Genomic DNA, 24,914 nt, shown 5'->3' with positions numbered 1-24,914 from the left:
TGAAAACAAAAAAAGAGCAATTCCCGTTTCGGGATTTGCTCTTCGCTCTTCATTAGAACGGCCGGCTTTTATTTGCCGAAAGCTTCCGGATTTGCGCGCCACGCCTGCAGCGTTGCAATGTCCTCGCTTTGCACTTTGCCGATTTCAACAGCCGCTTCAATAAGCGCTCCGTAGTTGGACAACGTTTCAAGCGGCATATTTTCCGCCGCAAATGCGTTCGCGGCTTTCTCGAACTGGTAGGTGAAAATCGCCAGAACGGACAGTACCTCCGCGCCTGCCTCGCGAACCGCCAGGCCCGCTTTCAGCGAGCTGCCGCCAGTCGAGATGAGGTCCTCGATAACGACAACCTTTTGACCAGGGTTGATGCGGCCTTCGATTTGATTCTGCTTGCCGTGGCCTTTAGCTTTATCGCGGATGTAAGCCATAGGCAGATTGAGTTTTTGAGCTACCCATGCCGCATGCGGGATGCCTGCGGTTGAAGTTCCGGCAATGACTTCGGCATCCGGATAACGTTCGCGGATGACGGCAGCGAAACCTTCCGCGATCATGTCGCGGATTTCAGGGTAAGTCATCGTCAGACGGTTATCGCAGTAGATCGGCGATTTCAGTCCGGAAGTCCAAGTAAACGGATCATTCGGGCGAAGCGCCACGGCTTCGATCTCCAGCAGTTTTGTTGCGATTGCGCGCGGCAATTCCGATAAGGTTACATTCGTCATAGCTTAAATCAGCTCCTCAATGATAGATTCCAATGCTTCACGCGGGCTGGCCGCCGCCGTAATCGGACGACCGATTACCATATAGTCGGTACCTTGCAGCAAGGCTTCGCGAGGCGTCATAATGCGGGACTGATCGTTGGTTGCCGCCCAAGTCGGGCGAATGCCCGGGGTTACCGTCTGGAAATCCGTGCCGCATGCGGCTTTGATCCCTTCTACTTCAAGCGGTGAAGCTACGACGCCGCTTAGTCCAGCGCGTTTCGCCAATTCCGCATAACGGACTACCGCCTGTTCGACCGAGCCAGGAATGCCGATCTCCTCATTTAATACCTTTGCGTTGGTGCTGGTCAGCTGCGTTACCGCAATAATAGCCGGTCTTGCTTGTCCGCTCGAGAGCGCGGCTTCCGCGCCTTCGACAGCTGCTTCCATCATCGCGGCGCCGCCGGCCGCATGCACGTTAAACATGTCCACGCCCAGCTTCGTTACGCTGTTCGAGCCGCCTTTTACCGTATTCGGAATGTCGTGCATCTTCACGTCCAGAAAGACGCGATAGCCGCGTTTCTTCAAGTCTTCCACGAACGACGGACCCGCCGCGTAAAAGAGCTGCATGCCAACCTTCATATAACACGGAATGCCTTCCAGCTCGCCGAGCAAGCGCTCGGCAGAAGCCGCATCCGCATAGTCAAGGGCAACCATAACTTTGCCTGCCGCTTGTTGTCTTGTTAAACTCATCGCAATCAAAGTCTCCTTTCGCTTCCGAGGCCGAAATAAACGGCCATCCGCCGGCTTCGGGGCAGAAGCGATGTTTAAAAGCTTCTGCCGCCGAAAGCAACCGGCGCTGGCCGTGCTTTCATGTATTCAATTACTTCTGCAGCACCGGCATTGGGCGCGAGGAGAAGTTGATCGACTCGAGCATGCGGAGCAATGCGCGAACCGTATCAAGCGATGTCATGCATACGACGCCGTTCTCTACCGCTTCGCGGCGAATACGGAACCCGTCGCGTTCAGGCGTTTTCCCCTTCGTCAAGGTATTAACAACGAATTGCGCTTCGCCCTCGCGAATCAGGTCGAGGATATTTGGAGCGCCTTCGCTCAGCTTGTTCACGCGTCTTACGCGCATGCCCGCAGCTTCAAGCGTATCGGCCGTTCCGCCTGTTGCGATAATTTTATACCCCAAATCGTAGAAGCCGCGGAGCAGCTCAGTCGCTTCTTCTTTATCTTTGTCCGCTACTGTCGCAACGATCGCACCGGACATTGGAATTTTCATTCCTGCGCCAATCAGGCCTTTGTACAAGGCTTTGGCATAATTCTCGTCGCGGCCCATTACTTCGCCCGTCGATTTCATCTCCGGAGTCAGCGTCGGGTCGACGCGGCGCAGCTTCGCGAAGGAGAATACCGGCACTTTAACCGATACGTAGTTGTCTTCGCGCCACAGGCCGTCTACATAACCAAGATCGGCCAGCTTTGTGCCCAGGATTGCTTTTGTTGCCAGGTTCGCCATCGGCAGGTCCGTTACTTTGCTAAGGAACGGCACGGTACGGGACGAACGCGGGTTAACTTCGATGACGTATACTTTTTCGTTATGGATAACGAATTGAATGTTTACAAGTCCAACAACTTTAAGTGCTTTGGCAATTTTCACCGTGATGTCGACGATTTGGTTCTTGATATCGTCCGACAGCGATTGCGGAGGATATACCGCGATCGAGTCGCCGGAGTGAACGCCCGCGCGCTCGATATGCTCCATGATGCCAGGAATCAGAACGGTTTCGCCGTCGCAAATCGCGTCAACCTCTGCTTCTTTGCCCAGCATGTAACGGTCAATCAGTACCGGATGCTCCGGATTGATTTTTACCGCAACTTCCATGTAGCTCAGAAGCTCTTCATCGGAGTATACGATCTCCATCGCGCGGCCGCCAAGTACGTAGGACGGACGAACGAGAACCGGATAACCGAGTTTTTGAGCGGTTTCTACCGCCTGATCAACCGAAGTAACCGTGCTGCCTTCAGGCTGTGCAATGCTCAGGTCGCGGAGCAGCTTCTCGAATTTCTTGCGGTCTTCCGCCGTGTCGATGCTCTCGAGGCTGGAACCGAGAATGCGTACGCCGGCTTTCGACAACGGAGCAGCCAGGTTGATTGCCGTTTGTCCGCCGAACTGTACGATTACGCCGATTGGCTTCTCTTGCTCGATCACGTTCATTACGTCCTCGAAGAACAGCGGCTCGAAGTACAGGCGGTCCGAAGTACTGAAGTCCGTCGATACCGTCTCCGGGTTATTGTTGATGATAACCGCTTCGTAGCCGGCTTTTTGAATCGCCCATACCGCGTGTACCGTCGAGTAGTCGAACTCGATGCCCTGACCGATACGGATTGGACCGGAGCCAAGCACGAGTACTTTCTCCTTCGACGATTCCGTTACTTCGTTTTCCGTTTCGTAAGTCGAGTAGTAGTACGGCGTCGAAGCTTCAAACTCGGCCGCGCAGGTATCTACCATTTTGTACACTGGCGTAAAGCCAAGCTCTTTGCGGAACGCGCGGATATCATGCTCGTTCGTATGGCTGCCGTTCGGGAAGCCTTCCTTGCGGATTTCGGCGATGGAACGGTCGGAGAAGCCTTTGCGTTTCGCTTCGTACAGCGTTTCGCGGGACAGTGCCACCTCGCGGCGGATTTGATCCTCGAATTCAACGATGCCTTGGATCTTATCCAGGAACCACCAATCGATTTTCGTGATGTCCTGCACGTCCTGCAGCTTGTAACCGCGGCGGAATGCTTCCGCTACGAGGAACATGCGCTCGTCGTCCGGCTTAGCCAGGCGAGTCTGCAGTACGGCGTCATCGAGCGTTGCCGCCTCCTTCAGGTGAATGCGGTGCGTGCCGATTTCCAGGGAACGAACCGCTTTATGCATCGATTCCTCGAAAGTACGGCCGATCGCCATAACTTCGCCTGTTGCTTTCATTTGCGTGCCGAGCTTGCGGTTCGCGTTAACGAACTTGTCGAACGGCCAGCGCGGGATTTTCGATACGATATAGTCAAGGGTTGGCTCAAACATAGCGTACGTCTGGCCGGTAACCGGGTTAACGATTTCGTCAAGCGTGTAGCCTACAGCAATCTTCGCTGCCATCTTCGCGATCGGGTAACCCGTTGCTTTCGATGCCAGTGCCGACGAGCGGCTTACGCGCGGGTTAACTTCGATCACATAGTATTGGAAGCTATGCGGATCCAGCGCGAACTGTACGTTACAGCCGCCTTCGATGTTGAGGGCGCGGATGATCTTCAGCGACGCCGAACGGAGCATTTGGTACTCGCGGTCGGACAGCGTTTGGGATGGCGCTACGACGATACTGTCGCCGGTGTGGACGCCAACCGGGTCGAAGTTTTCCATGTTGCAGACGACGATACAGTTATTGTTCGCGTCGCGCATAACCTCGTATTCGACTTCTTTCATGCCGGCGATCGATTTCTCGATCAAGCACTGGCTGATCGGGCTGTAACGGATACCCGATGCAACGGTATCGCGAAGCTCTTCTTCGTTCGCGCAGATACCGCCGCCCGTGCCGCCCAGCGTGTAGGCCGGACGAACGATGATCGGATAACCGATTTCGTTAGCGAAGGTTACCGCATCTTCGACCGTCGTTACGATAACACTCTCAGGTACCGGTTGTTCCAGTTCGCGCATCAGGTCGCGGAACAGGTCGCGGTCTTCCGCCTTCTCGATCGCAGTCAGCTGCGTGCCAAGAAGCTTCACGTTTTCCGCTTCCAGAACGCCTGCGCGTGCAAGTTCTACGGCCATGTTCAGGCCCGTCTGTCCGCCAAGCGTCGGCAGAAGTCCGTCCGGACGCTCCTGGCGAATGATTTGGGATACGAATTCAAGCGTAATCGGCTCGATATAGACTTTATCCGCCATGTTCGTATCCGTCATGATGGTTGCAGGGTTGCTGTTGATCAGAACGACTTCGTAGCCTTCTTCCTTCAGCGCTTGGCAGGCTTGCGTGCCGGCGTAGTCGAATTCCGCCGCTTGTCCGATGACAATCGGGCCGGAGCCGATAACGAGAATTTTTTTGAGTTCATTATTTTTGGGCATATTGAAGTTCTCCTTTCAACGTTGCCGCCAGCACAGCTTGACGAGGTTTTTGCGGGTTGTTTTGTTTGTGGTCGCGGATCATGTCCAGGAATTCATCGAACAGATAGCTGGAATCAAACGGGCCAGGCGCAGCTTCCGGATGATATTGCACGGAGAACGCCGGGTATTTGTTATGTTTCAGACCTTCAATGGTCTTGTCATTGTTATTGATGTGCGTAACTGTCAACTCCGTGCTATTGATCGAATCTTCGAGAACCGTGTAGCCATGGTTCTGGGAAGTGACGTAGCAGCGGCCCGTAGCCAGCTCCTTGACAGGATGGTTGCCGCCGCGGTGGCCGAACTTCAGCTTCGTTGTGTCCGCGCCGCAAGCCAGAGCGAACAGCTGGTGGCCAAGGCAGATACCGAAGATCGGGAATTCGCCGAGCAGTTCTTTGATCATTTGCACCGCGTAAGGAACGTCCTTCGGATCCCCAGGGCCGTTGGAGAGCTGAATGCCGTCCGGAGCCAATTTGCGGATTTCGTCAGCCGTCGTGTTATGCGGAACAACCACGACGTCGCAGCCGCGCTGCGTCAGCTCGCGCAGAATGCCGCTTTTCGCGCCGAAATCGACAAGCACGATGCGAGGGCCAAAGCCCGGGCTGGAGAAGACCGATTTGGTCGAGGTACGGGCCACTTGGTCGGTCATCAGCTGGATGCCGCCAAGACGCTCTTGAAGCTCTTCTACACGTTCGTTGCCTGTAGTAAGAATGCCTTTCATAGTGCCATGCTGGCGGAGAATACGGGTCAGCATGCGCGTGTCGATGCCTGTGATGCCCGGGATGTTATATTCCTTCAGCAGGTCGCCGAGGGAATATTGCGCGCGCCAGTTGCTTGGAACCGGCTCGTAACGGCGTACTACAAACCCGTGAATGCTTGGGCGGATCGACTCGAAGTCGTCGCGGGAAATCCCGTAGTTGCCAATCAGCGGATAAGTCATGGTAACGATTTGTCCACAGTAGGACGGATCGGACAATACTTCCTGGTAACCTGTAATCCCTGTATTAAAAACAACCTCTCCGAACGTTTGCGTCTCCGCGCCGAAAGATTGTCCCGTAAACAACGTTCCGTCTTCCAACAATAATCTTGCTTGCATCCGTATCACTCCTCATCAGGTCTTCGTATGTTCTATTAGTTAGCGGATTCGTTGTACACGATCTTGCCGTCAACGATTGTAGCCACTGGCCAGCCTTGCAGCTTCCATCCGCCAAATGGCGTGTTGTTGCTCTTCGATGCGAACGAAGACGGGTCAACCGCACGCTCGTTTTCCAGATCCACGATAGTAAGATCCGCAGGCGCTCCCGCTTCAAGACGGCCGGTAGGCAAGCCGAACACGCGGGCCGGGTCTGCTGTCATGCGGTCAAGCAGGAAGCCCAGCGTCCATTTGCCTGTTTGCACGAACTTCGTGTAGAGCAGCGGGAAAGCCGTTTCGAAGCCAACGATGCCAAACGGCGCAAGCTGCATGCCGCGCGCTTTCTCTTCCGCGCTATGCGGTGCATGGTCGGTAACGATCATATCGATCGTGCCGTCCTCCAGCGCTTCGATAACCGCTTCTACGTCGCGTGGCGTGCGCAGCGGCGGGTTCATTTTCCAGTTCGCGTCAAAGCCCGGGATATCTTCATCGGACAAAACCAGGTGATGCGGGCAAACCTCGGCCGTTACCCGTACGCCGATCTGCTTCGCGAGACGGATCAGGCGAACCGACTGCTCCGTGCTGACATGGCATACATGGTAGTGCGCGCCCGTTGCTTCGGAGAGCAGAACGTCGCGGCCGACATGGATGGCTTCCGATTCGTTCGGGATGCCTTTCAGCCCATGCTTGCGGGAGAAGGAGCCTTCGCTCACGTACAAGCCTTCAACCAGCGTGTTGTCTTCGCAATGCGCGATGATTGGCATATTCATCGATTGCGCGAGCGCCATGGCATCCTTCATCATTTGCGCGCTTTGCACGCCCACACCGTCATCGGTGAAGCCGATTGCTCCCGCTTCCTTCAAAGCGGCAAAGTCGGTCAGCTCGCGGCCCAGCTGGTTTTTCGTAATCGCTGCGTAAGGAAGAACCTTTACAATGCCTTCCGCCGCATTTTTGTCCAGAATGTATTTCACCGTCTCTGGCGTATCCACCGAAGGGCGGGTATTCGGCATGCAAGCGATTGTCGTGAATCCGCCTTTTGCAGCCGATCTTGTGCCTGTTGCGATGTCTTCTTTATATTCGAAGCCCGGGTCGCGAAGATGGACGTGCATATCGATGAAGCCCGCCGATACGAGCTTGCCTGCCGCGTCGATGACTTCCGCTGAACCTGTGTCCGGCGCGCTAGAGCCGTCAACGATCTCCGCGATTTGCTCCCCTTCGAGGCGGATATGTTTCTTTTGCAAGCTTCCAGAAGCTTTATCCCATACGTTACCGTTAATAATCCATACTGACATTGTTTTGTTCACCTTCCGGAATTTATTCGTGTTAGCTCAGTGCCCGTTCAACAACCGCCATCCGAACCGGCACTCCGTTAGCCATTTGCGGGAAAATGCGGGATTGCGGATGCTCAACCAGCTCGTCGTCAATCTCAACGCCGCGGTTGATTGGAGCCGGATGCATGATGATCGCATGCTCTGCGATCCGGCTTGCGCGTTCAACCGTCAGGCCGAATTGCTCGCGGTAAGCTTCCGCCGAGTTCAGCATGCCGCTCTCATGGCGCTCAAGCTGTACGCGAAGCATCATCACCACGTCGGCTTTCAGGGCTTCATCCATCGATACGTAAGGCGCATCAAGCTCAGGCGCTGTCATATTGCTTGGCGAGCAGAATTGCACCTTCGCGCCAAACTTGCGGAGCGCCCACAGGTTGGAGCGTGCTACCCGGCTGTGAAGAACGTCACCGATGATCGATACGGTCAGACCGTTCAGATTGCCGAAATGCTTGCGCATCGTATATAAGTCGAGCAGTGCCTGCGTCGGATGCTCGTTATTGCCGTCGCCCGCGTTGATAAGCGGCACTTGGATTTTGGTTGCCAGCTCGGCAAGAACGCCGATAGGCTTCAGCCGGATAATTCCGACGTCGATCCCCATCGATTCCAGCGTGCGGACCGTGTCGTAGATCGATTCGCCTTTCTGCACACTCGACACGGCAGCCGAGAAGTTCAGCACCTCCGCTCCGAGGCGTTTCTCCGCTACTTCGAAGGAAAAACGGGTTCTTGTGCTGTTCTCGAAGAACATGTTCGCCGCGAATTTGCCCTGCATTACATTGTGCACCTTGGCTGGGTGTTGTTCCCAGTAAGCCGCGCGATCCAAAATCGATTCAATTTCTTCTTTTCCAAGATCTTTAAGTCCAAGCAAACTGCGTTGTTTAAGCTGTGTCATCGTCGTCATCAGACCTGCCCCCTCTGGTGTATGATCATGACTTGGTCCTTCAGATCGATTTCCGTTAACGAGACGTCAATTTGCTCTTGCTTGGAGGTCGGTACGTTTTTGCCGACGTAATCAGGCCGGATCGGGAGTTCTCTGTGGCCTCTGTCCACCAGAACGGCCAGCTGGATGCTTTCCGGCCTTCCGCAATCCATCAGGGCATCCATGGCTGCACGGATCGTGCGACCGGTGAAGAGGACATCGTCGCACAGGATAACTTTCTTATCATGCGCGGAGAACACTTCGCCATTCAAATCGCCGATTACCGCAGCCAGCTCCACACGGGTATCCACGGATGCGGCTTTGCGGTCATCCCGGTAAGAGGTGATATCGAGCTCTCGCACTTCAACCGGCTTGCCTTCGATATCCTGAATGCGATCCGCGATTCTTCTTGCCAGGTAAATCCCTCTTGTGCGGATGCCAATGAGAACGCAGTTATCAATGCCTTTGTTCTTCTCCACGATCTCGTGGGCAATTCTCGTGAGTGCTCTTCGGATCGCCGTCTCGTCCATTATGACCAGATGCTCTTCTTCCACCGTTACCGCCTCCTTCGCTCTCGGATAATCAATCGCGCCTGTCGGCAAGGAGACGAAAAAAGGCTCCTTGCCAACAACGCAAGGAGCCTGAGACCAGCCACACATAGAGGGTCGACTTAACCGCCGCTATCCCAGCAGGATACGGTTAGGCTAAGGCCCTGTTCCAAGTGTGGCAGATCTGTTATTCACGCTACCTTGCCAGCCTCACGGGGCTGATTTAAAGGTACTGCCATATATCAAAAGAATTGTACCGCGTCGGGCAATGGATGTCAAGGGTTGTGCAGGTAAAAAGCAAACTGCGCAATCGAATGTTTTTATCATCTGCACCGCCGTTAATTTTATTACAGGGACATTTTATGATTAATGAAATAACTTTTTCTGATAGGCAAGCCTCCATCCCCCCTCGAAGTGCCAAGCCCTTTATGTTAAGATGAATACCATCCATAACGTACATAGACAGGACAGGTGAAAGCAAGCATGGAACATTTAATTAGAGCGGATGTTCGAGGCATCGAAGTTTCCGGCATCCGGAAAATGGCCAACAAGGTTAGTCAATATGAAGGAGTGCTGTCGCTCACAATCGGGCAGCCGGATTTTCCTACGCCGCAGCATATCCTCGAAGCAGCCAAGCATGCGATCGACAACGGGGAAACGGTATATACGCCAAACGCAGGAACCCTGCAATTGCGAAAAGCGGCAGCAAGCTTCGTTCAGCATAAATACGGGCTTGTTTATGATCCCTCGGAAGAGGTTATCGTAACGGTCGGCGCGAGCGAAGCGATTGACGTTGCGTTCCGTACGATACTTGAGGAAGGCAGCGAGGTGCTCCTGCCGGGCCCCATTTATCCGGGCTACGAGCCGATTATCCGCATGTGCGGCGCTAAGCCGGTGCACGTCGACACAACGGGCAACGGTTTCAAATTAACGGCCGATTTGATCAAACAGCATTTGACGGAACGGACGCGCTGCATCGTGCTTGCGTCGCCTTCGAATCCGACAGGCTGCGCGTTAACGCTGAACGAGCTGAAGGAGATTGCCGCTCTGGTGCATGAACGCGAATTATTTATCCTATCCGATGAAATTTACAGCGAGCTTGCATTCGACGGAACGCATTCTTCCATTGCGGCACTGCCCGGCATGCGCGACAAGACAATCGTCATAAACGGATTGTCCAAATCGCATTCCATGACCGGATGGCGCATCGGACTGCTGTTCGCGCCTGCCTATCTGGCGCGGCACATTGTAAAAGTGCATCAATACAACGTAACATGCGCCAGCTCGATTAGCCAAGCGGCGGCGGTAGAAGCATTGACTGCCGGCTTTGACGACGCGCTGCCGATGAGAGACGAATACGCTCGTCGCCGCGACTATGCTTACGACCGGCTTGTCGCAGCCGGATTCGATGTGGTAAAGCCAAACGGAGCCTTCTACATCTTCCCTTCGATTGAGAAGTTTGGACTCGACTCCACGACTTTCGCGCACCGGCTGCTCGAGGAGAAAAAGGTTGCGGTCGTGCCCGGCGCCGCGTTTGCGCCTTACGGCGACAATTACATCCGCATTTCTTACGCCTGCTCCATGGAAGTGCTGAAAGAAGCCTTGGACCGCATTCATTCCTTTGCAGAAGGACTTTAATCTATCCGCCACACAAAAAAGCTGCTTTGCGACTTGCGCAAAGCAGCTTTCTTTATGATGAACGATGCCGCAAATAATTCGAGACGACCTCGATCGCAACTCCAATCGCGTCCTCCTGCGGCTCCAGCTTGGCATGATGCAGGCCATACGGCGTATCTACGCCAAGCCAGAACATAAGACCCGGGATATCTTGAAGGAAATAGCCGAAATCCTCTCCGGTCATTGCTTCGGTGCATTCGACGAGCTGCACGCCCTCAAAAGCGCGAACCCAATCCATAAATCGCTGGGCTTCTTGTTCGTTATTATAAACCTGATAATAATTCGAGCCGTAATCAAGCTCGGTCTGACAGCCAAAGCTGACTTTAAGCCCGTCCAGCAGCGACTCGATACGCGCTTTCACATCGCTCATCGACTTTGCGCTCAAGGTTCTGATCGTACCCTCGAGGCGCACCCGCTCCGCGATAATGTTCTGCTTTGTGCCGCCTTCGATCTTGCCTAACGTCACAACTACGGAATCTAGCGGATCGACGTTGCGCGAGACGATCGATTGCAGCTGCATGATGAGGCTTGCCCCCGCAACAATCATATCGTTGGCACGGTGCGGATACGCCGCGTGGCCGCCTTTGCCAATGATATCGATAAACAGCTCCGAGGTGTTGGCGAATAATATGCCCGGACGCGTTGCGATTGTGCCTACCGGATATTCCGGGGCGATATGCAGCGCCATCATAAAATCCGGCTTCCATTCTTTAAACTCTTCGCTTTGAAGCATCGGCAATGCTCCGCCCGGACCCTCTTCGGCCGGTTGAAACACGAACAGAACATCGTCATTGACCGGCTGCTCGACGATTGCCGTCAATACCCCAAGACCAATGGCCATGTGAAGATCATGTCCGCAGGCATGCATATAGCCGGAATGCGTCGAACGAAACTCGTAGCCGGTATCTTCTTCAATGGGCAGCCCGTCCATATCCGCCCGATAACCTAAACAGCGTTCCCCGATTAGGCCTTTCACGCGAACCAAGATGCCGGTACGCCAGGTCCGCACTTCCAGCCTCTCCTGCGGCAGTCCGTTAATATACTCGAGCAGCAAGGCTTGCGTTTTAAACTCTTGAAAGCCCGGCTCGGGAATCTGGTGAAACTTCCGCCTTAACTCCACAAACTTGCTCATTCCATCAACTCCCTCCTGCAACATGCAAGAGGCCAACCACAAGCATTCGTCAGCCCCTCCAAACAAGGAAACACGCGCCACATAGATGGCGCGCGCTGAAAAGCTATTATTTCAAATCGCGAAGACCTTCAACAATGATCGTCTTGGACTTCGTTTTCTCGTCAACCATCTTGATGATGCGGGCAGGGACGCCTGCGACAACCGCGTTTTCAGGGACGTCCTCGATAACAATAGCCCCTGCTGCGATAACAGCGCCTTTGCCAACGCGGACGCCTTCCAGAACTACCGCGTTAGCGCCGATGACAACGTCATCTTCGATAACAACCGGAAGAGCGGATGGCGGCTCGATTACGCCAGCCAGCACGGCGCCTGCGCCAACGTGGCACATTTTGCCGACTTGCACGCGTCCGCCAAGCGTTGCGTTCATATCGATCATCGTACCTTCGCCGATCGAGCAGCCGATGTTAATCGTTGCGCCCATCATGATAACCGCGTTGTTGCCGATTTCGACTTTGTCGCGAATGACCGCGCCCGGCTCGATGCGGGCGTTAATGCCCTTCAGATCGAGCATCGGAATTGCGGAATTGCGGCGGTCGTTCTCCACTTCGTAGTATTCAATGTTTTCTTTCTCGTTCTCGAGCAATGCTTGGACTTCCGCCCAGTCGCCGAACAGCACGCCACCGTCGCCGAAATCGAATACCTTCACTTCAGCGTTAGCCGATGAGATTTTGCCTTTGAAGTATACCTTCACCGGCGTAACTTTCTTGCCGTTCTTGATGTAATTGATTACTTCCATTGTTTGTTCCATGTTTTGCATCGCTTTTCGTCTCTCCTTCATCACCAGCAACTGTTCATAAGGACAAGCCTTTTTCCCGAACATTGTAGCACATGCCTTTGAACAGAGTCCATGTTTTTGATGGCTATTTAATGTAAAGCATCGTTTTTTAGAATAGCTTACTTTTTGCGTTGAAATAATGAATAATATGCTGAAAAGTTTGCATTTTTCCGCACATGCCTTTGAACGTTCATCCTGGCTAATTAACGAAGACGGAGAGAATTAATCACATGCTCCATGTCGGCTGGAATCGGTGCTTCAAACTCCAGAAACTCTCCGGTCCGCGGATGCTTGAAGCCCAGAACCGCCGCGTGCAGCGCTTGTCCTTTGAGTGCCACCGTTTTGTTGCGGCCGTACATCGGATCACCCGCAAGCGGATAACCGATATATTTCATGTGAACGCGAATTTGATGCGTACGCCCCGTCTCCAGCTGCAGCTCTACAATCGTGTAGTCGTCCGCAATACGCTCGAGCACTACGAAATGGGTAACGGCATGCTTGCTATTGCGGTCCGTGACCGTAAACAGCTTGCGATCATTCTGGTCGCGGCCGATTGGAGCATCGATTGTGCCTTGATCATGCGGCAGATTGCCGTGGACCAGGGCAATATATTTGCGCGAAACGGAATGCTCCTTCAGCTGCCCGGCAAGGGAAACGTGCGCAAGATCGTTTTTGGCCGCCATCAAGAGGCCGGATGTGTCTTTATCGATACGGTGCACGATGCCAGGGCGAAGCACGCCGTTAATGCCAGACAGATCCTTGCAATGATGCATCAAGGCATTCACGACCGTTCCGGAGGAATGTCCCGGCGCAGGATGGACAACCATCCCCCTCGGTTTGTTGATGACAATCACGTCCGCATCCTCGTACACAATATCAAGGGGAATATCTTCGGCTTCGATTGCCGCATCCTCCGGCTCCGGCACGCGGATGGCTATCAGATCTCCGGAAGACAGCTTGTAGTTCGGTTTTACGGCATTCTGATTGACAAGCACCGCTCCGGATTTGATCCATTCCTGCACTTGCGTGCGGGATATGGAATCCTCGTTCAGGCTGTCCGTCACGAATTTATCGATTCGTTCTCCTGCCTGCTCCGGGGCTGCCTCGAATTCCAACAAATCATCATTTTCATTAAACAGGTTGCTGCTCATGCTCGTTTTGGTCCTTGTCCTCTCTGTTGCCGATTCGTTTCGAATCTTCCTTCGAATTCAGCAAGGTATCGATTAATATGCATGCTACGCCTACGCAAATAGCGGAATCCGCTATGTTGAAGATCGGGAACGTATAGCTGCCGAAATTAAACATCAGAAAATCAACCACTTCCCCGGCGATCGCACGGTCAAGGAAGTTGCCGACCGCCCCGCCAAGCACAAGGCCAAGCCCGGTCAGAAGCCATATCTTTCCTGATTTTCTGGAGGCCTGGATATACCAGATAATTGCACTGACGATAAGAACAGTGATGATAATGAAAAACACCCGCTGTTCCTGCAAAATGCTGAATGCCGCGCCGCGGTTCCGATACGAGGTAATAAGAAAGAAATTGCCGATCACGCTGATTTGCTCACCGATTTCAAGCTGAGCCACAATGATTTTTTTGGTGATCAAGTCCAGCAAAAATGCTGCTGCCGCGATCCAGTAATAATAAAAACGCATCGTATCCCTCCTAGTTTGTACCAAACTACTGTATTGTAGCATAAGGGCCAGCATCTGAGCCAGTAGTCCCCCCTTTCCAATGAAGTCCTTTATAAAAAAAGCCGGTTTGCGAAAACTATAGCTAAAGATACGAAACGTCTTACCTATTTCATCTAAGGAAGGTGCAACCGATGCCGAATGCAACCCAGCTTGCACAACTTCGAAGCCGGCTCGAGGCGGAGAAACGGGAGATAGAGGAACGCCAGTCCCATAACGAACATAATGGGCTTGCCTCTTCGCTGCGCGATAATACGGGCGAGTTATCCCCTATAGACAATCATCCGGGGGATCTCGGTACCGAAATGTTCGAGCGCTCCAAGGATCTTGCGCTGCTTGAGAAGGAAGATCTTCATCTGGCTCGCATCTCTGCGGCGCTTGAGGCAATGGATAATGGCACTTACGGCCAATGCCGTACCTGCGGGAAGCCGATTCCCGACGAAAGGCTCGAGGCTCTTCCCGATGCGCTGTACTGCGTCGAGCATGCGCCAAGACAGGAAACTTCTCATGAGCAGCCGGTCGAAGAGGAATTTCTCGCCCCTCCTTTTGGCAGATCCAGCCGGGATGACGATGATTATAACGGCTTCGACGGCGAAGACGCTTGGCAAATTGTCGAGCAATGGGGAACGTCCGAATCACCCGCATACTCGGAAAATAACAATGTCGACGATTATGATCATATCGGCATCGAAGCGGACGAGAACGACGGCTTCGTTGAATCCTACGAAAGCTTTGTGGCGACGGATATTACCGGCAACCATGTTTCCGTTATCCGCAACCGTCATTACAAGCAGTATATGGATCATGAAGAAGGCGATCATGAGCTTGAGCTGGAATGACGGGAATGACAAAAAGGCGGAGGGTGCGCTGCACCTCCCGCCTTTTTTCTAATAAATTTTGCCTTCCAGCTGGATTTGTACGACACGTACGATATCCGCTATATAATCGCCGATGATCGGCAGATTCAGCGCACCGATTATCCGCAGCACATACAGAATGGTAGCGGCAAAGAACGTAAATCCAATCGCGATGCCGACGCCTCTCGACAGACCGCCAAGCAAATTGCGCCACATGAGCCGGAGCGGATGATTAAGCAAATCCACGTAATCCGCGATTTGCGTCCGTTCCATATCGGTCGCGATTTTGCTTAACCGCATGTCCAATCTGCTTAATGTACGTTCCATCGTTTCATTGTCAGCCTTATTCTTGTCCTTGAGGTCATTCTCCGGGTCGTTATCCAGTTTTACTCGGACCATGCAGCGTCCCCCTTTGCAAAACGTAATTATCCATCCGCTTCCGGGAAGAAAAAAACGAGACCCTGAAGGCTCTCGTTTTTTCGTGGCCATGCTCCTTATACTATATCCCGATCCCTGGCGTCCGTATGCCTAAACGCGGACAAGAATCCCGATTTCTTTTTCCCCAAGCTGTACGCGTTCCATACCTTCCGCTTTCTCATAAGAAACGCTGTTAAGCAGGACATTCTCATTGAGCACGTTGCTGAATGTCTCCAGTGCGGCTTGCAGCCCGGCGTCTACGTCGAGTACCAGATCAATGCGTTTCTCGATCGGCAGATCCAGCTTTTTGCGAGTATCCTGAACGGCACGGATAACTTCGCGAACCCAGCCTTCCTGCTCCAGCTCCGGCGTAATATCCGTGTTAAGCGCAACGGTAACGCCGTTTGCGGAGGCCGATGCAAAGCCCGATTTCGCTTGCTTCTCTACGAGCAGCTCTTCCGTGGTTACCGTGATCGCTTCGCCTTCCGACGAAGTGAATACCAGGCTTCCGGAAGCGACAGCTTCGCGTGTCGCCTCAGGTGCCAGCCCCTTCAGGTAGCCCTGGATTGGCCCAACATGCTTGCCGTATTTTTTACCCGCAACTTTGAGGTTGAGCTTGAGTGTGAAATCCACAAAACCGCTGTCGCTGTTTTGAACCGCGATAGACTTCACGTTGATCTCGTCCTTGATGATGTCCTCGTATTCCGTTACCGCAAAGTCACGGTCAAGCGATACGATCAGCTCGGACAATGGCTGACGCGTCTTGATGCCGGTCTCGTTGCGCACGTTGCGGGCAAGCTCGACGATTTGCTTCGCGCTGTCCATGTCGCGCTCCAGCGTCTCGTCGATTGCCGATTCGTCCGCAACCGGGTAGTCCGCCAAGTGAACGCTCGACTCGCCGCCCAGATTGCCGTATACGTCCTCTGCAAGCAGCGGAGCGTAAGGAGCAATGACGCGGGAGAGCGTCAGCAGGACATGACGCAGCGTTTGGTAAGCCGCTACTTTGTCTTCCGTCAGGCCGCTGCCCCAGAAACGGTCGCGCGAACGGCGGATGTACCAGTTGCTGAGCTCATCGACGAATACTTCGATCGCTTTCGCGGGGTTCAGGAAGTCGTTCACTTCAAGACCCTTCACTACCGTCTTGATCAAGCTGTTCAGGCGGGATACAATCCAGCGGTCAAGCTTGCTTGCCGGCGGGCGTTCTTCGTGCTCAGCCGGATCAAAGCCGTCGATGGAGGCATACAGCGCGTAGAACGCGTGAGTATTTACGATCGTATCGATAACTTTCGACTTCGCTTCGCCTACGATGCCGCGCGAGAAACGTTTGCTGTTCCATGGCGCGCTGTCTGCAAGAAGCGCCCAACGGAAGGCATCCGTGCCATACTCGTTGATAATCTCCCAAGGGTCGATAACGTTGCCTTTGGATTTGGACATCTTCTGTCCGTTCTCATCCAGGATATGGCCTGTCGAGATAACAGCCTTGTAAGGCGCTTTGCCGTTGTACAGCGTCGATACCGCCAGCAAGCTGAAGAACCAGCCGCGCGTCTGGTCGATGCCTTCGCAGATCATATCCGCCGGATACTGCTCCGCGAACTCATCCGCATTCTCGAAAGGATGATGCTGCTGCGCGAACGGCATCGAGCCGCTGTCAAACCAAACGTCGATAACTTCCGATGTGCGGGTCATTACAGCCCCTTCCTGGAATGGCGATTTGAGCTTGATTTCATCCACGTAGGGCTTGTGAAGCTCGATATCCTCCGGAACGAAATCTACGGCGCGCTCGCGCAGATCCGCAATACTGCTTGGCGCGTATTCTTTACCGGTTGCTTCGCATACCCAAACGTTAAGCGGCGTTCCCCAGTAGCGGTTACGGCTGATATTCCAGTCCACCAGATCCTCGAGGAACTTGCCGAAGCGGCCTTCGCGGATATGACCAGGATACCAGTCGACCGTGCTATTGTTGGCGATCAACTGATCTTTCACTTTTGTCGTTTCGATGAACCAGCTTTCCGTCGCGTAATACAGAAGCGGCGATTTGCAACGCCAGCAGAACGGATAGCTGTGCTCGTAGCGCTCTTTGGAGAAGAGCAGGCCGCGTTCGCTGAGCATTTTGACAATGTCGACGTCGCAGTCTTTTACGAAACGGCCCGCAAGATCGGTAACTTCGTCCACATAACGGCCAGCGTTATTTACGACGCTCAGCATGCTGATGCCGTTCTGGCGGGAAACTTTATAGTCGTCCTCGCCATGGGCAGGCGCGATATGAACGATACCCGTACCGCTTGTATCGCTGACGAAATCGCCAGGGATGACAACGTGACCATGCTCGATAGGCACATAGCGGAACGGAGGCTCGTAGGAAAGCCCCACAAGCTCGGAGCCCTTCAGCGTCGAAAGCGTCTCGTAGCCTTCTTTCAGCACGCTCTCCGCCAGGTTTTGGGCAACGATGTAGACTTCGCCGTCCTTGGAAGCGCGGACGTAATCCAGCTCCGGATTTACCGCCAAAGCCACGTTAGCCGGCAGCGTCCAAGGCGTTGTCGTCCAAGCGAGAATGGATTCGCCGCTCGCGAGCTTGAATTTAACCGTTGCGGACAGATCCTTCACGTCTTCGTAGCCCTGCGCAACCTCATGTGAGCTTAGCGTAGTCTGGCAGCATGGGCAATACGGGCTTACGCGGTGACCGCGGTAGAGCAGCCCTTTGCTGTGGATCGTCGACAGGATATGCCATACGCTTTCGATATACTCGTTCTTAAGCGTGATATACGGATTATCCAGATCCGTCCAATACGCGATCGCTTCCGTCAGCTCGCGCCATTGCTTCTCGTAAACAAACACGCTGTCTTTGCATTTCTTGATGAATTCTTCAACGCCGTATTTCTCGATCTCTTGCTTGCCGGAGATGCCGAGCTGCTTCTCTACGCCAAGCTCTACCGGGAGACCGTGGGTATCCCAGCCTGCTTTGCGGACGACGCGGTAGCCGGACATCGTTTTGTAACGGCCGATAAAGTCTTTGATGACGCGGCCCAGAACGTGACCGATATGCGGCGCGCCGTTTGCGGTCGGAGGACCTTCGTAAAATACATAGTTAGGCTTGCCGGCGCGGTTCTCGATGGATTGTTTGAACGTATCGTTCTCTGCCCATTGCTTCAGTACTCGCAATTCGCGGGCTCTTGCTTTTTCTTTGACGTCTACACGTTGCATCTTGATTACCTCCTAAAAAGAATTGGAACTTTAACCGTTTGATTAAACGGTTCGTGAAATTCTTGCATCGTAAGCATGGGCAAAAATAAATAAAAGCCCCGTCCCTGTAAAAGGGACGAGGCTGCGCTCGCGTTACCACCCTTGTTCCGCAGACAGCGGCTAAGAAACAACCGGATGCGGCACCTTTGGCGCGAATTGCGTAAATTCGCGGTCCCTGTAACGGGGGACAAGCCGTCAGTCCTTAATAACGGATCCGCCTGGATCTCGTGTTCAGCACTGCTTCTCGGAGATGATTTTCCGAATCGGTTCGAACGCCGTTTCTCAGCAATCAACGGCTCTCTGGTGAACGAACTTGGAATCGTACTCGTTCTCGTCAATGAAGTTCCATTCAACTATCATGCAATTAATTCTATTTATAGCTTATCGCAGAGCGGTTGTCAAATGACAATTGCCTATCCGCGCTGCAATTGCTCCGCCGATAAATGGGTTACGGAAGACGAAGCATGGGAAGAATGCGAAGTACTCGAGGAATGGGATAGCTGCGGAGACGCCGAGTCCAGCGAATCCCAACCGTCTTGGCTAAGCAGCTCGAGCTGCGCTTCAACCAAAGTACGGAAGCGAGCTCGGTAAATCGAGGCCTGCTTCTTAAGCTCTTCCACTTCAAGCGATACTTTGCGGGATTTGGCCAGCGACTCATTAATAATGCGGTCGGCATTCTTTTCCGATTCCTTGATAATAAGCTGGGCTTCCTTCTTCGCGTTGTTTCGCACTTCATCCGCCGCTTCCTGCGCGACGATAATCGTCTTGCTAAGCGTCTCTTCAATGTTCGAGAAATGGTTCAGTCTTTCTTGAAGACCAAGAATCTGATTCTGAAGCTCTTTGTTCTCGCGAATGATGGATTCATAATCTTTGATAACCTGGTCAAGGAATTCGTTGACCTCATCCTCGTCATACCCGCGTAATCTTCGTCCAAATTCCTTGTTATGTATGTCCAATGGCGTCAACGGCATTGGCGCACCTCCTAAAGTGTATTTGCCGCAATCGCGGATGTACTCGGAATAATCGTTGTGAATTTGGATTCGACAGCTGTTTCCAAAATCCTGCAACCGATCAAATAAATTTACCAACCCTGACGCGAATTCTTCCCTTTTTTGTCATGCCATCGATTTCCAAAACCTTGAATCTGCCTAAGCCTTTAAAGGAGACGACATCTCCCATTTTCAGCTGTTCGGACGGATTCTCGGCCGTCTTCCAGTTCACTCTGCATCTGCCTGCACGGATGGGATCAACGATCTTCGTCCGGCTGATTCGGTAAACATCGCTAGCGATTCCGTCAAGCCGCATCGAGGCGACAGTGAAGGACATTTCTTGAAAGGCAGGCACAACGGGCTTAAGCTCAGTGATAGGGATTATTTCCGTTAGTACGCTCGCACGATGCACTTGTCTTAAGTGTACATTTAAGTAATCGGCAATTTCGTCCAAAACAATTATATGCGAATAGTCCTCATGAACATGAATATCTCCGATTCGATCGCGTTTGACGCCGAGCCCGAGCAATGCGCCCAGGTAATCGCCGTGATCGAGCTCGCTTCCTCCGCCGGTGACGGCGAGAACGGACAAGCCTATCGGTTCATCGTCCAGGTATCGGTACTCCGGGCCAATAATCGCTCTGCAGCGTTCAGCCTCTGGATATCCGCCGGCAAGCCTAAGCTGGACGTCCGGATTCCGGTTCGCCAGCATCTGCAGAATCTGAGCCTGCCTCGGATCTAAAAAATCGGTCCGCTTCAGCTCATGCAGCTGCGCGGACCGCTCAACCCACTCCAACGCCCGGTCGACAAAAGGCTTCTCATCCGGATGGAAATGTTCGTATACTGTTGGCTTCATAAGCTGTCCTTCCTTAGAACATGTTCAGAATGAACTCAAGAACGGCAATAACCCCAAAAGCAATAAAGCGCAATGCGAAAATGGCAATAATCGGGGAAATATCGAGCATACCGCCGATCGGTGGAATGAATCTGCGGAAAATTCCGAGATACGGTTCTACCAGCCGGCCCAGGAAAACACCGATAAAGCTTTCACGCGCATTTGGCAGCCAGGACAGCAATACGTAGCCGATAATCATAAAGCTGTAAATGTTCTGGATGTTCATAATCAAAGAATACACACTCAACTCAAGGTCACCTCATCTTATTGTAATCAATATCCTCTGCCAGCATTTCGGTAATGGCGCCTTGAATTTCTACAGAATCCGGTGTGCACAGGAAGATGTTTGGCCCAAGCTTCGAAATGTGGCCGTTAAGCGCATAGACTGTGCCGCTTAAGAAATCAACAATCCGCACAGCCAAATCCGTACGCACACGCTGCAGATTCACGATAACCGCCCGGCGCGAACGCAGATGGTCGGCAATATCCTGCGCTTCATCGTAAGAACGCGGTTCGCTCAGTACGACGCGCACGCTCTTTTGCGTATGAATGCTGACGATATTGTTATTGCCGCCTTTGGAGTTTCTACGTGCTTCGAACGGAGAAGTTTCAACTTCCGGTTCTTCCGTCTGTTGATGCTGCTGCGTTACTCTTTCGCGCTCGATTACCTCTTCTTCTTCCTGAAGACCAAGAAAGTTCATAAATCGGTTCATGACACTCATCGTTATCCCTCTTTTCCTACTAGTATCGTTCCTAAGCGGATCCAGGTTGCGCCTTCCTCTATCGCTACTTCGAAATCTCCTGACATGCCCATAGACAATTCCGTCATCGATTCCGGGAGGATTGCACGTTTGTTCATTTCATCTCTTAGCTTGCGCAAAGAGCGAAATATGGGTCTTGTCTCTTCTGCTTCCGTCTCGTAAGGCGCCATCGTCATAAGGCCGATAATACGCAGGGATGATAATTCCTTAAGCTCTGCAAGAAACGCAGGAAGCTGTTCAGGGTCCAGCCCATGCTTGGATTGTTCGCCCGATACGTTAACCTGAACAAAGCAAGGGACAGTGAGACCTAGCTGGGATGCCCGTTTGTCTATCGCCTGCGCCAAGGACAGACGATCCAAAGAATGAATGTATGTAAATTTGCCTATGACGTCTTTCACTTTGTTCGTCTGCAGCGAACCGATGAAATGCCAGACAGCTTGTCCGTCTTCTTCATCGGCGCCGCTGCCGCTTATGGCTTCCCATTTTTCCTTGGCATCCTGCCAGCGGTTCTCGCCAAGATGCCGGAGACCAAGCTGATGAGCAGCCTGCGCCGTTTCAAGCGATACGTATTTCGTAACCGCAATAATATTTACTTCCTCGCGGCTGCGGCCGCTTCGCTTGCAGGCTGCAGCGACCCGGAGCTCTACTTCTTCCAATCTTTGCTGCAATGCTTCTTTGATTGTAGTCGTCATTCGTTCACCTTTCCCGGATACCGATCCAGCTGGCCATACGGCCCGTTTTGCCGCCTTCCTTCCGGTGGGAGAAAAATTGATCCGTGCCGCATCCCGTGCACCACTCGGATAATTCGATATGAATCGGCAAAATTCCTGCTTCAAGCATAATATGTCGGTTAATTTGTTTTAAGTTTACCATAGCTTTACCGTTTTCCACCAATGTCATCATCCCATCGGGGCTCTGATTCAGTTTATTTGCTAGCCCTTCTACAAGCGGCTGCAGCTTATCGATCACAAAGCCGTCCACTTCGTAGCAGCAGTCGCCGATGGACGGACCAATGGCGCAAAGCAGTTGTTCGGGCTTCGTCCCGTACTGCCGTCCCATGGCTTCGATCGTCTTCGCCGCAATCTGCTGAACGGTCCCTTTCCAGCCTGCATGAGCTAACGCTACTGCCTGATGCTGCTGGTCGTAGAAATAAAGCGGCACGCAGTCGGCGTAAAATGACGCGAGCAGCACGCCCGGGACGTCCGTCATTAGTCCGTCCGTATCGGCAATTGCCGACACGCGCGACATTCTTCCCTTCCCCCGATCGCTTTCGGTCACCGGGAAAACTTCGCAGCCATGCACCTGCTCCCCGCAAGTCCATGCTTCAAAAGGCCAGCCAATCGCTTCCGCAATAAGCTGACGGTTACGCACAACGTCATCATCCGAATCTCCAACGTGCAGGCCAACGTTCAGCGATGACCACGGCTGCTCGCTTACGCCGCCGTTCCTGCCGGTAAATCCGGCGGTCAACCGGTCATTTTGCTCCAGCCAAGTTGACAATAAAAAAAGCGAAGGTCCCTTCGCCGTAAGTACAGATTTAAACGATTCCATACGGACACTCACCTCTGTAAGCAGTTTAACCTGTTATGCGCGAGCGTGCAAATCCTCGTCCTCCAGCTTCTTGCTGGAATCATCAAGCCGGACGAGCACGACATCCGCCCCGATCTTCACGATATTGCGCCAAGGGATAACAACCTCTGTCCCCCCGTTGCCGAACATGCCCAGAAATCTTGTGAATTGGGGAATAACAATCGCATCGATACGCCCTTGCCGGAGATCCAGCTCCAGATCGCTGATCTGCCCCAGCTTCTTGCCGTCCACGATATTAATGACATCCTTGGTTTGGAAATCGGATATCTTCATATGCGCATCACCACTTTTCTTAAATATAAGAACGTCGGTGCAGTCATTTACACTTACACTCCATTTAGACAGGGATAAACATCCTCACTTAACTATATGTACAAAACGCCCAAAATGTCCTGTTTCCGCAAAAAAACAAGTCAGGCATTCGCGGCACAATAAAAAACGGCGCCAAGCGGCGCCGTTCATGTCTTAACATGCTTTTGCATTTGTTGGATGGCCGATTTCTCGAGCCTGGATACCTGTGCCTGTGAAATGCCGATCTCGTCGGCTACTTCCATTTGCGTCTTTCCTTCAAAGAAACGCATGGATAAAATCATTTTTTCGCGGTCATTCAGCTTATGCATCGCTTCGCGAAGCGCAATTTCCTCGATCCACGACACATCCTTGTTTTTGTCGTCGCTGATCTGATCCATTACGTATATCGGATCTCCGCCGTCATGATAGATCGGCTCGAAGAGCGAAACGGGATCCTGGATCGCGTCTAGAGCGAAAACGACATCTTCTTTCGGTACGTTAAGCGCTTCGGAAATTTCGAAAATCGTTGGTTCACGCGAATTTTGATTCGTCAGGCTGTCACGAACCTGCAGCGCTTTATAGGCAATATCCCTTAGGCTCCGCGACACGCGGATCGGATTATTGTCACGCAAGTAACGGCGAATTTCACCGATAATCATCGGCACGGCATAGGTGGAAAACTTGACGTTCTGGCTAAGGTCGAAATTATCGATCGCCTTCATAAGTCCGATGCAGCCGACCTGAAATAAGTCGTCCACAAATTCTCCCCTGTTATTAAACCGTTGAATCACACTTAGAACCAGCCTTAAATTGCCGTTAACTAATTTCTCTCTGGCTGCCCATTCGTTCTGGGTTTGTAGTGCGGTAAACAACTCCCGCATTTCGGCATTGGTCAGGACAGGCAGTTTCGCGGTATCCACTCCACAGATCTCGACTTTATTTCGGGTCAACGTGATTACCTCCCAAGGAGAAACATTAATGTACATTATCTCCCTGGACCCCTATTTTATTCTTCCGAAAAAGGGGTATCTGTTGCCCCGAAAATGGGTATAACATTACACCATTTTGTTAAATTCTTTGCGGAGCCGCTTAATAATCCGCTTCTCCAAGCGCGAAATATAAGACTGGGAAATGCCTAGAAGGTCCGCTACGTCCTTCTGGGTTTTTTCCTCGCCGTCGGCAAGCCCGAAGCGCAGCTCCATAATAATCCGCTCCCGCTCCGACAGCTTATCAAGCGCTTTATGAAGCAGCTTGCGGTCAACCTGCTCCTCGATATTCCGGTAGATCGTATCGTTTTCCGTGCCAAGAACGTCGGACAGCAGCAGCTCGTTGCCATCCCAGTCGATATTAAGCGGCTCGTCGAAAGATACCTCTGTCCGCGTCTTGCTGTTGCGGCGCAGATACATCAGAATCTCATTCTCGATACAACGGGACGCGTAGGTAGCGAGCTTGATTTTTTTCTCCGGATCAAACGTATTTACCGCCTTGATAAGACCGATTGCTCCTATGGAAACCAGGTCTTCGATATGAATGCCGGTATTTTCGAACTTGCGCGCAATGTATACAACAAGACGCAGGTTCCGCTCAATCAGCATCGCGCGGATCGCCGTATCGCCGGATGGGAGCTTGTCGAGCAAATATTCCTCTTCTTCACGGGTCAAGGGCGGAGGTAGCGCTTCGCTGCCGCCGATATAATAGATTTCTTCGCTTTTTAATCCGAATAAAAACAAAACACGATAATAATATAACTGCAGGACTAATTTCCATTTGACGAGCATCCGGCCCAT

24 protein-coding genes and 1 other annotated feature are annotated in these 24,914 nt (G+C 52.6%); of the genes, 2 read left to right on the top strand and 22 right to left on the bottom strand.

What is annotated here, in order from left to right; all coding sequences use genetic code 11:
- Positions 1-68 precede the first annotated feature (68 nt).
- The 7 genes from pyrE to pyrR all read right to left on the bottom strand — a co-directional run bounded on the left by pyrE (position 69) and on the right by pyrR (position 8,736).
- Complete coding sequence (gene pyrE, locus FHT67_RS09375) at positions 69-716, bottom strand: orotate phosphoribosyltransferase (RefSeq protein ID WP_132306230.1); 648 nt, start codon at positions 714-716, stop codon at positions 69-71.
- 3 nt (positions 717-719) lie between these two features.
- The gene (gene pyrF / locus FHT67_RS09370) at positions 720-1,445 is read right to left on the bottom strand and encodes an orotidine-5'-phosphate decarboxylase (protein WP_132306232.1); all 726 of its coding nucleotides are present in this window, start codon (positions 1,443-1,445) and stop codon (positions 720-722) included.
- 130 nt (positions 1,446-1,575) lie between these two features.
- Entirely contained in the window at positions 1,576-4,794 is a 3,219-nt protein-coding gene (gene carB, locus FHT67_RS09365) for a carbamoyl-phosphate synthase large subunit (protein WP_132306234.1), read from the bottom strand.
- Positions 4,781-5,926, bottom strand: a complete 1,146-nt coding sequence (locus FHT67_RS09360) for a carbamoyl phosphate synthase small subunit (protein WP_132306236.1) — start codon at positions 5,924-5,926, stop codon at positions 4,781-4,783. Before FHT67_RS09360 ends, carB begins: the two co-directional genes overlap by 14 nt.
- Before the next feature lie 35 nt (positions 5,927-5,961).
- Complete coding sequence (locus FHT67_RS09355; RefSeq protein WP_132306238.1) at positions 5,962-7,254, bottom strand: dihydroorotase; 1,293 nt, start codon at positions 7,252-7,254, stop codon at positions 5,962-5,964.
- A gap of 31 nt (positions 7,255-7,285) precedes the next feature.
- Positions 7,286-8,191 carry an aspartate carbamoyltransferase catalytic subunit gene (locus FHT67_RS09350; protein ID WP_132306240.1) on the bottom strand — a complete coding sequence of 302 codons (906 nt, stop codon included), beginning with the start codon at positions 8,189-8,191 and terminating at the stop codon, positions 7,286-7,288.
- Entirely contained in the window at positions 8,188-8,736 is a 549-nt protein-coding gene (gene pyrR, locus FHT67_RS09345; protein ID WP_208403247.1) for a bifunctional pyr operon transcriptional regulator/uracil phosphoribosyltransferase PyrR, read from the bottom strand. Before pyrR ends, FHT67_RS09350 begins: the two co-directional genes overlap by 4 nt.
- Positions 8,737-9,237: 501 nt before the next feature.
- On the opposite strand from pyrR, the gene FHT67_RS09340 reads away from it, so the two are divergent.
- A complete protein-coding gene (locus tag FHT67_RS09340; RefSeq protein ID WP_167197607.1) occupies positions 9,238-10,392 on the top strand; it encodes an aminotransferase A in 1,155 nt (384 codons plus the stop codon).
- 52 nt (positions 10,393-10,444) lie between these two features.
- Here the strand turns inward: FHT67_RS09340 and FHT67_RS09335 are convergent, their stop codons facing one another.
- From FHT67_RS09335 to lspA, 4 genes are all read right to left on the bottom strand, one after another.
- Positions 10,445-11,563, bottom strand: coding sequence for an N-acetyldiaminopimelate deacetylase (locus FHT67_RS09335; RefSeq protein ID WP_132306246.1), 1,119 nt, complete (start codon positions 11,561-11,563; stop codon positions 10,445-10,447).
- A gap of 106 nt (positions 11,564-11,669) precedes the next feature.
- The gene (gene dapD, locus FHT67_RS09330) at positions 11,670-12,380 is read right to left on the bottom strand and encodes a 2,3,4,5-tetrahydropyridine-2,6-dicarboxylate N-acetyltransferase (RefSeq protein WP_208403203.1); all 711 of its coding nucleotides are present in this window, start codon (positions 12,378-12,380) and stop codon (positions 11,670-11,672) included.
- Between the two features lie 221 nt (positions 12,381-12,601).
- Positions 12,602-13,549, bottom strand: coding sequence for an RluA family pseudouridine synthase (locus tag FHT67_RS09325; RefSeq protein WP_167197604.1), 948 nt, complete (start codon positions 13,547-13,549; stop codon positions 12,602-12,604).
- Positions 13,530-14,051 (bottom strand): signal peptidase II, encoded by a 522-nt coding sequence (lspA, locus tag FHT67_RS09320; RefSeq protein WP_167197601.1) that lies wholly within the window; start codon positions 14,049-14,051, stop codon positions 13,530-13,532. Before lspA ends, FHT67_RS09325 begins: the two co-directional genes overlap by 20 nt.
- Before the next feature lie 170 nt (positions 14,052-14,221).
- Between lspA and FHT67_RS09315 the strand changes: the two genes are divergently transcribed.
- Positions 14,222-14,926, top strand: a complete 705-nt coding sequence (locus FHT67_RS09315) for a TraR/DksA C4-type zinc finger protein (protein ID WP_132306252.1) — start codon at positions 14,222-14,224, stop codon at positions 14,924-14,926.
- 48 nt (positions 14,927-14,974) lie between these two features.
- Here the strand turns inward: FHT67_RS09315 and FHT67_RS09310 are convergent, their stop codons facing one another.
- From FHT67_RS09310 to sigE, 11 genes are all read right to left on the bottom strand, one after another.
- Entirely contained in the window at positions 14,975-15,343 is a 369-nt protein-coding gene (locus tag FHT67_RS09310; RefSeq protein ID WP_167197598.1) for a DUF5665 domain-containing protein, read from the bottom strand.
- A gap of 129 nt (positions 15,344-15,472) precedes the next feature.
- Positions 15,473-18,562: an isoleucine--tRNA ligase gene (ileS, locus tag FHT67_RS09305; RefSeq protein ID WP_167197595.1), complete on the bottom strand. Its 3,090-nt coding sequence runs from the start codon at positions 18,560-18,562 to the stop codon at positions 15,473-15,475.
- Between the two features lie 108 nt (positions 18,563-18,670).
- Positions 18,671-18,948 (bottom strand) — a binding site (T-box leader).
- A gap of 66 nt (positions 18,949-19,014) precedes the next feature.
- Complete coding sequence (locus FHT67_RS09300) at positions 19,015-19,572, bottom strand: DivIVA domain-containing protein (protein ID WP_132306258.1); 558 nt, start codon at positions 19,570-19,572, stop codon at positions 19,015-19,017.
- A gap of 100 nt (positions 19,573-19,672) precedes the next feature.
- Positions 19,673-20,446: a YlmH family RNA-binding protein gene (locus FHT67_RS09295; protein WP_132306260.1), complete on the bottom strand. Its 774-nt coding sequence runs from the start codon at positions 20,444-20,446 to the stop codon at positions 19,673-19,675.
- A 13-nt stretch (positions 20,447-20,459) separates the two neighbouring features.
- Positions 20,460-20,711 carry a YggT family protein gene (locus FHT67_RS09290; protein WP_132307156.1) on the bottom strand — a complete coding sequence of 84 codons (252 nt, stop codon included), beginning with the start codon at positions 20,709-20,711 and terminating at the stop codon, positions 20,460-20,462.
- 28 nt (positions 20,712-20,739) lie between these two features.
- Complete coding sequence (locus tag FHT67_RS09285; RefSeq protein WP_132306262.1) at positions 20,740-21,207, bottom strand: cell division protein SepF; 468 nt, start codon at positions 21,205-21,207, stop codon at positions 20,740-20,742.
- A gap of 2 nt (positions 21,208-21,209) precedes the next feature.
- Positions 21,210-21,938 (bottom strand): YggS family pyridoxal phosphate-dependent enzyme, encoded by a 729-nt coding sequence (locus tag FHT67_RS09280; RefSeq protein WP_167197592.1) that lies wholly within the window; start codon positions 21,936-21,938, stop codon positions 21,210-21,212.
- A 4-nt stretch (positions 21,939-21,942) separates the two neighbouring features.
- Positions 21,943-22,797 carry a peptidoglycan editing factor PgeF gene (pgeF, locus tag FHT67_RS09275; protein ID WP_167197589.1) on the bottom strand — a complete coding sequence of 285 codons (855 nt, stop codon included), beginning with the start codon at positions 22,795-22,797 and terminating at the stop codon, positions 21,943-21,945.
- Positions 22,798-22,830: 33 nt separating this feature from the next.
- Positions 22,831-23,109, bottom strand: a complete 279-nt coding sequence (locus tag FHT67_RS09270) for a YlmC/YmxH family sporulation protein (RefSeq protein WP_132306268.1) — start codon at positions 23,107-23,109, stop codon at positions 22,831-22,833.
- A 185-nt stretch (positions 23,110-23,294) separates the two neighbouring features.
- The gene (gene sigG, locus FHT67_RS09265; RefSeq protein WP_015845451.1) at positions 23,295-24,077 is read right to left on the bottom strand and encodes an RNA polymerase sporulation sigma factor SigG; all 783 of its coding nucleotides are present in this window, start codon (positions 24,075-24,077) and stop codon (positions 23,295-23,297) included.
- A 105-nt stretch (positions 24,078-24,182) separates the two neighbouring features.
- Positions 24,183-24,905 (bottom strand): RNA polymerase sporulation sigma factor SigE, encoded by a 723-nt coding sequence (gene sigE, locus FHT67_RS09260; RefSeq protein WP_015845452.1) that lies wholly within the window; start codon positions 24,903-24,905, stop codon positions 24,183-24,185.
- Positions 24,906-24,914 lie beyond the last annotated feature (9 nt).

The sequence above is a fragment of the Paenibacillus sp. BK720 genome, from assembly GCF_011761545.1.
Taxonomy (GTDB): Bacteria; Bacillota; Bacilli; order Paenibacillales; family Paenibacillaceae; genus Pristimantibacillus.
Note: the sequence above shows the minus strand (reverse complement) of the source record. Positions and strands in the feature narration are given on the sequence as shown.